The sequence below is a fragment of the Salegentibacter sp. BDJ18 genome (assembly GCF_017579965.1).
In the GTDB taxonomy this organism is placed as follows: Bacteria; Bacteroidota; Bacteroidia; order Flavobacteriales; family Flavobacteriaceae; genus Salegentibacter.
In genome coordinates this window covers 46,563-59,201 of sequence record NZ_JAFLQX010000028.1, presented here as the reverse complement: position 1 = coordinate 59,201, position 12,639 = coordinate 46,563, and the positions used below count along the sequence as shown (strand labels likewise).

The window sequence follows — 12,639 nt, the reverse complement described above, 5'->3', positions numbered from 1 at the left end:
TTTAGCTGATCTGAGCCTGCAAAGATACAATTTTAAATTCATACCTTTGAGTTACACACATAGAAGTACAAAACCCATACCATAAATGATAAAATTTGCACTGATTAAAGAAGAAAAAACGCCACCAGACCGTCGCGTAGTTTTTTCACCTAATAAATTAAAAGAACTCGTAAAAAAGTTTCCGGAAGCTGATTTTAAAGTGCAAAGTTCTGATATTCGAATATTTACCGATAAAGAATATCAAGATGCCGGTTTTGAAGTTTCTGAAGATGTTTCAGATTGCGATGTTTTACTGGGTGTAAAAGAAGTTCCGCTACCGGCGCTAATTCCGAATAAAAAATACTTTTTCTTTTCCCATACCATTAAAAAGCAACCTTATAACCGCGATTTGCTTAGGGAAATTCTCAAAAATAATATCGAATTATACGACCACGAGGTAATAGTAAATCAAAAGAATCACCGGCTTATCGGATTTGGTCGATATGCTGGTCTGGTAGGAACTTACAATGGATTTAGAGGAATTGGTTTAAAAGAAAATCTATATACTTTACCGAAAGTAGAATCTCTGCCAGATCTTGATGCCATGTTGGCAGAACTCGATAAAATTAAAATTCCGCCAATTAAAATATTACTGACCGGCGCAGGTAAGGTGGCCCGGGGCGCAAAAGAAATTTTAGATCATTTAAAGATCAAAGAGCTGGACGTGGAGGATTTTCTGAAATTTAAAGGAGATGAGCCGGTTTATTGCAATATAGATGTGCTTGATTATAATATAAAGAAGGATGGCTCCGCGGGTAGTCAGAAAGAGTTTTTTAAAGAACCCGGCAAGTACGATTCAAACTTTCTGCGTTTCGCTAAATGCAGTGATTTCTTTATTTCTGGGCATTTTTACGGAGATGGAGCGCCGGTATTTTTTACTGCTGAAGATGCAAAATCTAAAGATTTTACTATAAAATATATAGCAGATATTTCCTGCGATATTAATGAGCCTATTGCCAGTACAATTAGGCCTTCAACCATAGCTGAGCCTTTTTATGGTTACGATCCTGCAACTGAAGCCGAAGTAGATTTCCGCGAGAAAGAGAGTATCCTGGTTATGGCGGTAGATAATTTGCCTTGCGAATTACCCAAAGATGCCAGCGAGGGTTTTGGAGAAATGTTTATGGAACACGTGATCCCCGCTTTCTTTAATAATGATAAAAATGGAGTCTTAGCCCGAGCGCAGATGACTCAAAATGGCAGGTTAACTTCAAAATTCAGTTATTTACAGAATTATGTAGATGGAGTATAGGATCTGTTCATAATAATCTCTAAAATAAGACAGCTTAAAAGTCCTAACAGGTAAGCAAGCAAATCCCAAACCGAAAAACTGCTACCAAGTATTATCATTATAGGTTTGGGTGGCTGGTATTGGAGTAATTTTACGATATCAATAAGCTGGAGAAATTCTATTATAAAGGAGAATATCAGAACAATAAATAGGCTTTTATAAATGGAGAATCGGCTTATTCCCATTAGGAAACAATAAAGCATTATTACCACCAGGAAATCCCCGAGGTATGGTCTTATAAAATCATCTTTTATAAAGCTGGCGATAAGAATTTCAGTAATTAACAGGGAGAAAAAGCCAATGAGATAGTTTTTTCTGCGATTTCGGTTAAGTGTGAAGATGCTCAATTTTTATTCTTTAGATTCTTCTTTTTTCTTGTGTGGTATATGCATTTTGAATGTCTAAGGATTTAATCTCTTCTTGATATTCTGAAGGTAGGATCAGCGATTTAAGAAGTCCGTCTATTTTTATAATTCTGCTAATTTTATAAATAGGGATCACCGGGTTTAAGAAAGAAAACTTACGCAAATTTAAATAGTTACGAACGCTAACGGGAGTAATAAGGCTTTGTGTTTCCATTAATAGCCTGTAACGCATTAACCCCAGGTGTTTGCGGTACTGTTGGTAAAGGTCTTTGGTATATTCTCCATACTTAAGGTTTTGCTCCAGGTGTTCCTGCCGCATCTTTTCAAATTCGTGGAAATTTTTTGGTAGATATTTTAAATTCATTCTTTTACCTACCCTAAAAAAAACATCAAAAACTTCTTTTTTTTCAGAAAGTTCTAGCTTGCGTTCCAGGATTTCAAAAGACCTGATAGAATAATCTATAAGCATAAAAAGCACGTCCCGGTAAGCCCAGTCTGGAATAATTTTTCCGCGTTTATTTTCCAGCGAAGCGTGAATAGAATTTATATGATCTATTGCCTTAAGTGCCGACGATTTTTCAGCAAAGACTATTTCCCGGGCATAGGAAACCGTTGAGAAAAGCCTGCCAAGCGGATCTTGAGGTAAACGGCCGGTATAATAAAGCCAGTCTACAGCTTTATTGAGCGCAAATTCAGCCGAAGCTCCGGCGAAAATAAAGAGAATGGTATCACCCTTTCCCCAAATTTCGCGAACTATAGAGTTTTTGTCTACAAAATATTGCATTACTCGATTTTATAATATTCTTCTGGAAGTTTTTTAACTTCCGGCAAAAGGAGTTCCAAAAACTCCAACAGCAAGTTCTGCCCAGATCATAAAAAATACTGCAAGAATAATTCCACCGATTATAAGGCGGTTTTTGCTGCTGGAAACCTTTCTCAGCACAAGGTCAATTCCCAGCCCGGTTACCAGGAGTAAAATTCCCATAATAATAAAATCTGAAACAGTCCAAAACACTTCGCTGCTAAACTGCATCGCGAAAAAGGGAATTAGTAAAAGTACACCCACAATAAGAAGGATAATTAGAAATCTGTTAGTTTTCATAATAATAAATTTTGATTAAAAGTTATTTTAAGTACTTTGAATTTCAAAGTTGAATGATAAAAAAAAGGCTTATCCTTATTGTCTCTGTTGCTTTAATAAGTTTTCAATGGCGTCAATATGTTTCTGAAAATCTTTCCGGCCGGTTTTGGTGGCACTGTATCGTGTATTTGGTTTTCGGTCTATAAAAGATTTTTCTACCGTTACATAACCTTTCTTTTCCAGGGCTTTAATATGGCTCGCAATATTACCATCGGTAACTCCCAGGAGTTCTTTTAAGCCGGTAAAATCGGCATATTCATTTACCATTAATACACTCATTATTCCCAGGCGTACCCTGTGATCAAAAGCTTTATTTATATTACTAATAATATTCTTCATTAGGCATTTTTTCTGTCATACTTATTGTACATCCAGATACCATAGGCAATATGAAAAAGTCCGAACCCAACTGCCCAAAAATATAATCCGTAGCTTAAAAACTGGGTGGCAATAAGGCCCAGGATTAAATTTGAATATCCTAAACTTCTAAGATCACCAAAAGTATATTTGCTGGCATGAATAAGGGCAAGCCCGTAAAAAATAAGCATAGAGGGAGCTACAAGTCCTATAAGATTATATTGCACTAGGATTAGACAGAAAATTCCACCTGATGTTAAAGGAGCAAAAAAATTGATAAGTAATCGTTTGCTGGTGCTGTCCCAGGTTTTATCTTTTGTTTTTTTAGCTTTCCTGGTGGTTAGAAAAACCGCGGTTCCAATAGCCAGAAGAAGAACTGCAATAGCTAATAAAAATAACTGCGTCAATATTATCCCGTCCATTGAAGCCGGGCTCAACGAATCTATGGCTGAATTATGCCTATCCAGTAAAAATTTTCCAACTATAGCTCCAATAATTGCATAACCACCTGCAAAAACTCCGGCAAGCCCGCTTAGGGAAATAAATCGAGAAGTGCGGTCCATCATGCGCTTGATGTCGCTTAGATCTTGAAGATACTTTTCATTTTCCATTATAAAGTACTTTGAAATACAAAGTAAAATAAAAAACTTCAATTATTATTTAAAAATCATCAAAATATTAAATTGGCCTGTTTTTTTAATTTTTTTCCGAACTTTATCAAAAATCAGAAATATGATAAACCGAACTTTCTTCTTTTTACTGCTTTTCATTTTTACCGGAACTACTCTTTCTAGCCAGGAAGTAGAACTGATGAGTTACAATATTAAATATGCCAATGAAAATGATGGTGAAAATTCCTGGTCTAATCGTAAGAACCATATAACCAAACAAATTAAGTTTTACGAACCCGGGATTTTTGGAGTTCAGGAAGCTTTGGAGATTCAATTAAAACATTTCAAAGCCGAAATGGATAATTATAAATATGTTGGAGTAGGGCGAGACGATGGGAAAGAAGCCGGTGAATTCAGTGCTATTTTTTATAATGCTGAAGAGTTTGAAATGCTGGAAAATGATACTTTTTGGCTTTCGGAAACTCCAGCTGAAATTTCAGTAGGATGGGATGCTGCGATGGAAAGGATTTGTACTTATGCAAAATTCAAAGAGAAAAAATCGGAAAAAGTATTCTGGGTTTTTAATACGCATTTTGACCACGTTGGAGAAAAAGCCAGAGAAAATAGCGCAAAACTTATTTGGGAGAAAATTTCAGCATTAAATAAAGAAAATCTTCCGGTGATTTTAATGGGTGATCTAAACCTGGAACCCCATACTGGTGGAATAAGATTTTTAATGCGAAAAATGAATGATTCTAAAGCGGTGGCTAAACTCGATTTTGGCCCAGAAGGTACTTATAACGGTTATAATTTTGAGGAACCCGTAACTCGAAGAATTGATTATATTTTTACTTCAGATGAGATTGAAGTTAAAAAATATGGCGTTTTGAGTGATTCAAAAGATCTAAAATACCCCTCAGACCATCTGCCGGTTTGGGTGGAAGTTGATCTTAAATAGACCCATTTCGGAAGATATTTTTTTAAACTTTTTCTCTATAATCTATTCTTAAAAATTCGTCATCCTAAACCAGGTTACAGGATGACGGATTTTATAAGATCTATTTAGAAATCCATAAAGGTACTTCGGGGTTTTTCCCGAATAATTCTTCGGTTACACTTCCAACTAACAGGCTGGAAATATTATTCGCACCTTTATCGGCCACAATTAAAATATCAACGTTATTTTTCTTTGCACATTCCAATAAATTACTGGCCACACTGGCGTCCCTGCCGGGAATAATTAAGGGTGTTACTTCGCCCTGGTAATCTAATTTGCTAAGAAATTTATCTCCTTTTTCCCGGGCGTGTTTTTCAATTTTCGGGGCCATTGCTTCTTTAGGAACATAAGGTGAAAATTGCACCGGTACCGAATATACATGTGCGGCAGTTACAGGAGCCGAAGTAGCCTTCTGAAGCATTTGTGCTATAGGAAATATTTTTCGAGATTCACGGGAAAAATCGGTTCCCGCCCAAATTGTTTTTATTTCTGGATGAAAGTCCCGTGGAACAGAGAGAATATCACATTTTAAAAGACGCAGCAATTTATTGCTTACAATTCCTGTTCCTTTTTTTCTATTCTTATTTCCAACCATCACCAGGTCTATATAATATTTATTGGCGATATAATTTATCAAGGATTCGGTATAAGGGTCTTCAGAAATAAGAACTTCCCATTCTGCCTTACTATTAAAATGGGTTTCTACTTTTTCATTGAGTTCGTCGCCAATTATCTCATCAAGATTTACATCTTTCATTTGTTCATCAAAAAGCGAAGAAATCTCATATTTCTTAATATTATGTACAAAATATACCTTTTTAATTTTTAGCGTCTCCGATAAGAATGAAGCATATTTTATAACTGAATTATCAATGTCTGAAAGGTCTAAGGCAACCAGAATGTTGGTGAATTTTTCCATAATGCCTGTTTTTTAGTTTTGGTTATTGTTTTTGCCTAGGTTTCTTTTCTTAACAATATCATTCACGATATCCTCATAATTTTCCATCTCCTTTTGTTCTTTTTTATCCTGCATTTCTACCAGATCTTCTTTTAAACCTTTGTAGAGGGAGTAGCACATAATAAGCAGAATAACAGCAAAGGGCAATCCGGTAACTATGGTTGCGGTTTGGAGCGCTTGTAGCCCGCCGCCAATTAATAAAACTGCGGCTACAGTTCCTTCGGTAACTGCCCAAAAGATTCGCTGACCTTTTGGTGCATCTATTTTTCCTCCAGAAGTTAAACTATCAATTACCAATGATCCAGAATCTGATGAAGTAATAAAAAAGCCGGCAATTAAAATTACTGCTACTACATTTATTACCATAGAAAGCGGGTAATCTTCAAAGAAAACAAATAGGGCAGTGGCAATATCATCGTTAACGGCGTCTATTATACTCATATCTCCACCAAGAGCTTCCTGGATTGAAACACTACCAAAGGCGGAAAGCCAGAAAAAAGTGACTAAAGAAGGTACTAATAATACTCCTAACACAAATTCCCTAATGGTTCGTCCTTTAGAAATTCGGGCGATAAACATTCCAACAAATGGCGACCAGCCAATCCACCAGCCCCAGTAAAACACGGTCCAGTCGTTTTGCCAGGAGCTATTAGTGAAAGTTTCACTCCAGGTAGAAATTTCAATAAAATTGAATAGATAACTTCCGGTATTTTCAACAAAGGATCTAAAAATGAATACGGTAGGACCAAGCACTAAAGCCAGGCCAAGCAAAAGCAAGGCAACCCGCATATTCCATTCACTAAGAAATTTAACTCCTTTATCTACACCAAGAACCACTGAAATTGTTGCAATAAGCGTAATTCCAGCAATTAACAATACCTGCGTGGTAATTCCGCTGGGAATATTGAAAACGTGATCTAAACCAGAGGCAATTTGCTGAACCCCGAACCCCAGCGATGTAGCTAAACCAAATAAAGTAGCTAGAACTGCAAAAATATCTATTGCATCTCCAATTTTCCCATAAATTTTATCTCCCAGGAAAGGATAAAAAATAGAACGAATAGTTAGTGGCAAACCTCGAGTGTAGGTAAAATAAGCAAGTGCCAGGCCAACTAAGGCATATACTCCCCAGGCGTGAAAACCCCAATGTAAAAACGTGAAATTCATAGCTTCCTGGGCGGCAGCTGCAGTTCCTGGTTCACCGGTTGGAGGTGCTGTAAAATGCATTACAGGTTCGCCCACACTAAAAAATAACAGCCCAATTCCCATCCCCGCACTAAACAGCATGGCAAACCACGAGAGGGTTTTAAATTCGGGTTTGGCATTTTGGCCACCTATGCGCATATTTCCAAATTGCCCTAGAGCCAGGTAGACCAGGAAAACCAGGAATATATTTACACACATGATAAAAAACCAGTCGGCATTATTGGCAACCGCGGTTTGAATATCTGCAAAAATAGTTTCTGCCTGTTTTTCAAAAATGAGGGTTAGAGCGATGCTTACAATAATTATAAAGGATGAAATAAAGAAAACGGGACCGTTTACTTCTAATCCAAAAATTGATTTTTTCTCATCGCTTCTGGTAACTTTCTTTGCCATATAAGTGGTTTTCAGAAATTAAATTAAAAATAGTAGCCTATGTTGATGTTGAATCTTGCTTCCCATTTTGCATCGGGATTACCGGCTGCAAAATCGTCTACAAAATTACCTCCCAACCAGGAGTGATTATAACCGGCGGCGTAATCTATATAAGTATAAACCTGCCCGGCGGTAACCAGTACTCCTGTAACGTTCATATAAGAATCAGTAAAATTGCTCTTATGTTTTTGCATATAACCAAAATCGTTATAGAATTCCAAATTAGAAACGGGCCCCAGGTTTACAGGGATATTTCTTGAAATTGCCAGGGAATATAAGTTAAAGTCGGCAGCTACTTCATAAGGTGCGCCATAAGCACCAAAACTTAAAGCTTCCCTGTTTTCTCCTTCAGCATTAATTGGATTATGCGAAGCGGTTAAAGCCTGGGCTTTTAAATTCCAACGATTTTGAGTGATTTCGTAATGCGCGGCCAAACCATAATGATTTCCGGTTTCCTGGGTGTCTAAATTATAGAGGCCGCCATATTGTGCCGAAATGCCTAATCTATTAGCAGCCTTATCTCCAAATTTATAAACGAATTTCCCGTTGAATTGATTTATTTCTTTGTTTCTGCCAACAACATCATAAGAATATCTACTGGTAGAAGATTCGGTATCACTGCCAAATCGCAATTCTTCCGAATTTTTGAAGAATGCAAAGTGATATTCATATTTCTCCCCGGCGTGAATATATTTTATACCCATATCGTGATCGTCTTCCAGCCCCATATAATAGGTTAAATTAAAAAACCAGTTGTGGGAATTATATTGCTGAATACCAAATGGAACCTGGGTAAGGCCAATTTGAATTTCGTCTATATCATTAAATTTATATCCCATCCAGCCTTGCTTCATTACGCCACCGCCAAAAGCGTCAGAGTATAATCTATATTCAGCATTTAAGTAAACCCCTTTATATTTTGCATTAAAGTTTACTCTAAAAATATCGTAACCAAAATCACCACCACGGTTTTTTTGTCCGTCTTTCCAGGAAGAAAGGTTGTAATTATAACGAAGCGCACCACCAACAGATACTTCTGGTTCTTCCTGCGCGGTTAAAGGAGCTACTATAAATATACAGAAAATAGCTAAACAGAATTTCCAGGTAAATACACCTTTCGAAATAGGTTGTTTTTGCATTAAGGTTTAGGTTGGTTGAATTTCAAATTAACTTAATTTAAAACGGAAACTCTTAATAATGAATTAGATTAACTTTTATTTAATTAAATATAACAGCTGTTAAGAGAGCTATAGGTTTTGTATTCTAGAAGGAGATAAATAAAGCTATGGGCAATAAAATGCCCACCAGCAGCTTTAAAATATAAAAGATTTTAACTGAAGAAAAACAACTTTAAATTTTGATGAATTTTAACAAACAGGCTAGTGCAATAACAATCACACCCAGAACATATGGCCGGGTGATTTGATAAAATAAGTGATAAGTAGAACGAGGCCTACCTTGCACTTAAAGAAATTTTTATAAGCTATTTACCGTTTTTCTTATTGCAACTAAATTACCTAGTAATTTTTCCAGATAGTTAAGATCTAGCATATTAGCACCGTCACTTTTAGCGTTGGCCGGGTCAAAATGGGTTTCTATAAACAGGCCATCTACTTTATTTACTATTCCTGCGCGGGCAATAGTTTCTATCATTTCCGGTCTGCCTCCGGTAACACCGCTGCTTTGGTTGGGTTGTTGGAGAGAATGAGTGACATCTAAAACGGTAGGAGCAAATTCACGCATAGTGGGAATTCCCCTAAAATCTACAATCATATCCTGGTAACCAAACATAGTCCCACGATCGGTAACCATAACCTGTTCGTTATTGCAATCGGTTACTTTGGTAACCGCGTGTTTCATACTTTCAGGACTCATAAACTGTCCTTTTTTAAGATTAACCACTTTTCCGGTTTCTGCGGCGGCAACTACTAAGTCTGTTTGCCGCACCAAAAAGGCTGGGATTTGGAGAATATCTACATATTCAGCAGCCATTTTTGCGTCGCTTATTTCGTGAATATCGGTTATAGTAGGGATCTCAAAAGTTTCAGAAACTTTTCTAAGAATTTTGAGAGCTTTTTCATCCCCAATTCCTGTAAAACTATCAATTCTGCTGCGATTAGCTTTTTTAAAAGATCCTTTAAAAACGTAGGGAATTTCCAGTTTATTGGTTATTTCAACTACTTTTTCGGCTATTCTCAGCGCCATTTCTTCACCTTCAATTGCACAGGGCCCGGCTAGTAAAAAGAAATTGTTAGAATTAATATGTTTTAACTGCGGAATCTTTTCAAGTTTCATAAAATGGGAATTAGGAAAGCAAAGGTAACAGAATTAAGCGGGTGTTACAATTCAAAAAATAAGTGTTTTCCCGAGTTTAATTTTCTGCTTACTACATTATACGTAAGAACTATTTGTTGTAATTTCCCGTGGTAATTTTTAAAATATGGAACTGCAACATTTGCTAATTTCTGAACTACAACACGAAGTTGTGCTTACCGAAAAATTTTTGAAACGTATTCCTGCCGATAAATTGGACTGGCGACCACATAAAAAATCAATGAGCATAAAGCAATTAGCGAATCATCTAGCTGAAATTCCCAGTTGGATAACTGCTACTATGGAAATGGACGAAATGGATATGGCTGGTTATAAATCTCCAGATTTTGATAGTATGGAGGAAATCCTCGAAATTTTGCAGAATAATACCTCTGAAGCCGAAGCTGCTTTAAGAAAACCGGATAGTGAATATGAGAAAAACTGGAAAATGATGCAGGATGGAAAAGTGTTAATGGATATGCCTAAATATTCTGTTCTTAGAATGATGGTCCTTAATCAATTGCCGCACCACAGGGCGCAATTGGGCGTTTATTTTAGATTACTGGATATACCTCTGCCGGCTACTTATGGGCCATCAGCCGACGAAAATTAAAAGATCAATTTTAAATCCTTAGCTTTGCAAAAATTTTAGCTATGCAAGGATTAAAAGAACAGTTCAGTAATTATTATACCCCTAAGCGTTTACTTATCAACGCACTAATAATGACGGCTGCTACCATTTTCTTTATCTATCAAAGACCAGAAGAACCTTTACTCGGTATTGGTTTTGGAACTATTGCTACTATTTATTTTGGATTCTTCGTATATAAAAGGCTAAAATCTACTTCCTGATTTTATTAAATTCCATATTCAAAATTAACCTTTTGAATATCAGTTAATTTGCTTCTATATTTTTTATTTTGAATTAGTCGCCTCAGATACTTGTATCTTTAAAATTAGCCGTACATTTGCAGCCTTAAAAATGAGGCGCTTATATGACAGCTATTAAAAACATCGCGATTATCGCGCACGTAGACCACGGTAAAACTACCCTGGTAGACAAGATTATGTATCACTGCCGTTTGTTCAGAGATAACCAGAACACTGGAGATCTTATCCTGGATAATAACGACCAGGAACGGGAACGTGGTATTACCATTACTTCTAAAAACGTATCGGTAGTCTATAAAGACACCAAAATCAATATTATTGATACTCCTGGTCACGCCGATTTTGGTGGAGAGGTAGAACGAGTATTAAATATGGCCGATGGGGTTCTATTATTGGTAGATGCCTTTGAAGGTCCAATGCCGCAAACCCGTTTTGTGTTGCAAAAAGCTATAGACCTTGGTTTAAAACCTTGCGTTGTAGTGAATAAGGTAGATAAACCAAACTGTACTCCAGATGAGGTACACGAAAAGGTTTTTGACCTTATGTTTGAATTAGGTGCTGAAGAATGGCAGCTTGATTTCCCAACAGTTTACGGTTCAGCGCTTAATAACTGGATGAGCGACGATCCAGATGTAAAAACAGATAATATTGAACCGCTTCTTGATATGGTACTGGAACACATTCCATCGCCTAAAGTACAGGAAGGTTCTCCTCAAATGCTTATTACTTCTTTAGACTTTTCTTCTTTTACAGGAAGAATCGCTATAGGTAGATTACAACGTGGGCATTTAAAAGAGGGAATGCAGGTTTCATTAGTGAAGCGTGACGGGAGTATAAAAAAGACAAGAATTAAAGAACTTTTTATTTTTGAAGGTTTAGGCCGTAAAAAAGTAGACGAAGTTCAACCAGGTGATATTTGTGCTATTGTTGGTCTTGAAGGTTTTGAAATTGGTGATACTATTGCTGATATTGAAAACCCCGAAGGACTTAAAACCATCGCTATAGATGAGCCTACAATGAGTATGCTTTTCACCATTAACGATTCTCCTTTCTTCGGAAAAGATGGAAAATTTGTGACTTCAAGGCATATTAAAGAAAGACTTACCAAGGAATTAGAGAAAAATCTTGCCCTTAGGGTAAAGGAAACCGATAGTGCCGATAAATTTTTGGTTTATGGCCGTGGGGTAATGCACCTTTCTGTACTTATTGAAACAATGAGAAGAGAAGGTTACGAGCTTCAAATTGGACAGCCACAGGTAATTATCAAGGAAATTGATGGTGAAAAATGTGAGCCGGTTGAAGAACTAACTATAGATTTACCTGAAGAAGTTTCAGGAAAAGCTGTAGAAATGGTAACGATGCGAAAAGGAGAAATGCTAAGCATGGAAACCCGTGGCGAACGTATGATCATACAGTTTATGATTCCTTCGCGAGGAATTATAGGTTTGCGTAATCAGTTGCTTACTGCTACTGCAGGTGAAGCGATTATGGCTCACCGTTTTAAAGAATATCAGCCGTTGAAAGGTGGAATTCCACAGCGTCAAAACGGTTCTTTAATTTCTATGGAACGCGGAAAAGCAATTCCTTATTCTATTGATAAATTACAGGATAGAGGGAAGTTTTTCGTAGATCCGGGAGAAGAAATTTATGAAGGTCAGGTAATTGGTGAAAATTCCCGTCAGGATGATATGGCGGTAAATATTACCAAAACCAAAAAGCTTTCTAACGTACGTTCTTCTGGTGCCGATGATAAAGCGAAGATTGTACCTGCACTTAAGTTCTCTTTGGAAGAAGCCTTAGAATATATTCAGAAAGATGAGTATGTTGAGGTTACTCCAAGTCACTTAAGGTTGCGTAAAATTTATCTTACCGAAAACGAGCGTAAGAGAAATAAAATAGTTTAATCACTCAACTTTAAAGAGTTTGTTTGCTAATTTTCAAAAGGCGTCATGCTGAACTTGTTTCAGCATCTAATAACTTAGAACCTGAAACGAGTTCAGGTTGACGTTAAAAGAGAATTTTCAAACAAACTCTTCTT

At 36.7% G+C, this 12,639-nt stretch carries 14 protein-coding genes; 5 read left to right on the top strand and 9 right to left on the bottom strand.

Going from position 1 to position 12,639, the window contains the following annotated elements:
- Nucleotides 1-85: 85 nt before the first annotated feature.
- A complete protein-coding gene (locus tag J0871_RS16330; protein ID WP_208226268.1) occupies nucleotides 86-1,291 on the top strand; it encodes an NAD(P)-dependent oxidoreductase in 1,206 nt (401 codons plus the stop codon).
- Here the strand turns inward: J0871_RS16330 and J0871_RS16325 are convergent.
- The 5 genes from J0871_RS16325 to J0871_RS16305 all read right to left on the bottom strand — a co-directional run bounded on the left by J0871_RS16325 (nucleotide 1,273) and on the right by J0871_RS16305 (nucleotide 3,804).
- A complete protein-coding gene (locus J0871_RS16325) occupies nucleotides 1,273-1,677 on the bottom strand; it encodes a DUF2809 domain-containing protein (protein WP_232228864.1) in 405 nt (134 codons plus the stop codon). The genes J0871_RS16330 and J0871_RS16325 overlap by 19 nt on opposite strands.
- Nucleotides 1,678-1,687: 10 nt before the next feature.
- Entirely contained in the window at nucleotides 1,688-2,479 is a 792-nt protein-coding gene (locus tag J0871_RS16320; protein ID WP_208226267.1) for an oxygenase MpaB family protein, read from the bottom strand.
- Between the two features lie 33 nt (nucleotides 2,480-2,512).
- Complete coding sequence (locus tag J0871_RS16315; RefSeq protein WP_208226266.1) at nucleotides 2,513-2,797, bottom strand: hypothetical protein; 285 nt, start codon at nucleotides 2,795-2,797, stop codon at nucleotides 2,513-2,515.
- 75 nt (nucleotides 2,798-2,872) lie between these two features.
- Nucleotides 2,873-3,175: a transcriptional regulator gene (locus J0871_RS16310; protein ID WP_208226265.1), complete on the bottom strand. Its 303-nt coding sequence runs from the start codon at nucleotides 3,173-3,175 to the stop codon at nucleotides 2,873-2,875.
- On the bottom strand, nucleotides 3,175-3,804 hold the full coding sequence (locus J0871_RS16305; RefSeq protein WP_208226264.1) for a hypothetical protein: 630 nt from the start codon (nucleotides 3,802-3,804) through the stop codon (nucleotides 3,175-3,177). Before J0871_RS16305 ends, J0871_RS16310 begins: the two co-directional genes overlap by 1 nt.
- 121 nt (nucleotides 3,805-3,925) lie before the next feature.
- Between J0871_RS16305 and J0871_RS16300 the strand changes: the two genes are divergently transcribed.
- Nucleotides 3,926-4,762, top strand: coding sequence for an endonuclease/exonuclease/phosphatase family protein (locus tag J0871_RS16300; RefSeq protein WP_208226263.1), 837 nt, complete (start codon nucleotides 3,926-3,928; stop codon nucleotides 4,760-4,762).
- 100 nt (nucleotides 4,763-4,862) lie between these two features.
- On the opposite strand, the gene J0871_RS16295 is transcribed toward J0871_RS16300, so the two are convergent.
- The 4 genes from J0871_RS16295 to kdsA all read right to left on the bottom strand — a co-directional run bounded on the left by J0871_RS16295 (nucleotide 4,863) and on the right by kdsA (nucleotide 9,692).
- On the bottom strand, nucleotides 4,863-5,720 hold the full coding sequence (locus J0871_RS16295; RefSeq protein ID WP_208226262.1) for a universal stress protein: 858 nt from the start codon (nucleotides 5,718-5,720) through the stop codon (nucleotides 4,863-4,865).
- Nucleotides 5,721-5,732: 12 nt separating this feature from the next.
- Nucleotides 5,733-7,358, bottom strand: a complete 1,626-nt coding sequence (locus J0871_RS16290; RefSeq protein WP_093305076.1) for a BCCT family transporter — start codon at nucleotides 7,356-7,358, stop codon at nucleotides 5,733-5,735.
- Nucleotides 7,359-7,381: 23 nt separating this feature from the next.
- The gene (locus J0871_RS16285) at nucleotides 7,382-8,536 is read right to left on the bottom strand and encodes a hypothetical protein (RefSeq protein ID WP_243870529.1); all 1,155 of its coding nucleotides are present in this window, start codon (nucleotides 8,534-8,536) and stop codon (nucleotides 7,382-7,384) included.
- Between the two features lie 337 nt (nucleotides 8,537-8,873).
- Nucleotides 8,874-9,692, bottom strand: coding sequence for a 3-deoxy-8-phosphooctulonate synthase (kdsA, locus tag J0871_RS16280; RefSeq protein ID WP_075327637.1), 819 nt, complete (start codon nucleotides 9,690-9,692; stop codon nucleotides 8,874-8,876).
- A 145-nt stretch (nucleotides 9,693-9,837) separates the two neighbouring features.
- Between kdsA and J0871_RS16275 the strand changes: the two genes are divergently transcribed.
- The 3 genes from J0871_RS16275 (at nucleotide 9,838) to typA (ending at nucleotide 12,505) form a co-directional block, all read left to right on the top strand.
- A complete protein-coding gene (locus J0871_RS16275; RefSeq protein ID WP_208226261.1) occupies nucleotides 9,838-10,323 on the top strand; it encodes a DinB family protein in 486 nt (161 codons plus the stop codon).
- Nucleotides 10,324-10,364: 41 nt separating this feature from the next.
- The gene (locus J0871_RS16270) at nucleotides 10,365-10,562 is read left to right on the top strand and encodes a hypothetical protein (protein ID WP_208226260.1); all 198 of its coding nucleotides are present in this window, start codon (nucleotides 10,365-10,367) and stop codon (nucleotides 10,560-10,562) included.
- Nucleotides 10,563-10,705: 143 nt separating this feature from the next.
- On the top strand, nucleotides 10,706-12,505 hold the full coding sequence (gene typA / locus J0871_RS16265) for a translational GTPase TypA (protein WP_075327634.1): 1,800 nt from the start codon (nucleotides 10,706-10,708) through the stop codon (nucleotides 12,503-12,505).
- The last annotated feature ends 134 nt before the right edge of the window (nucleotides 12,506-12,639 follow it).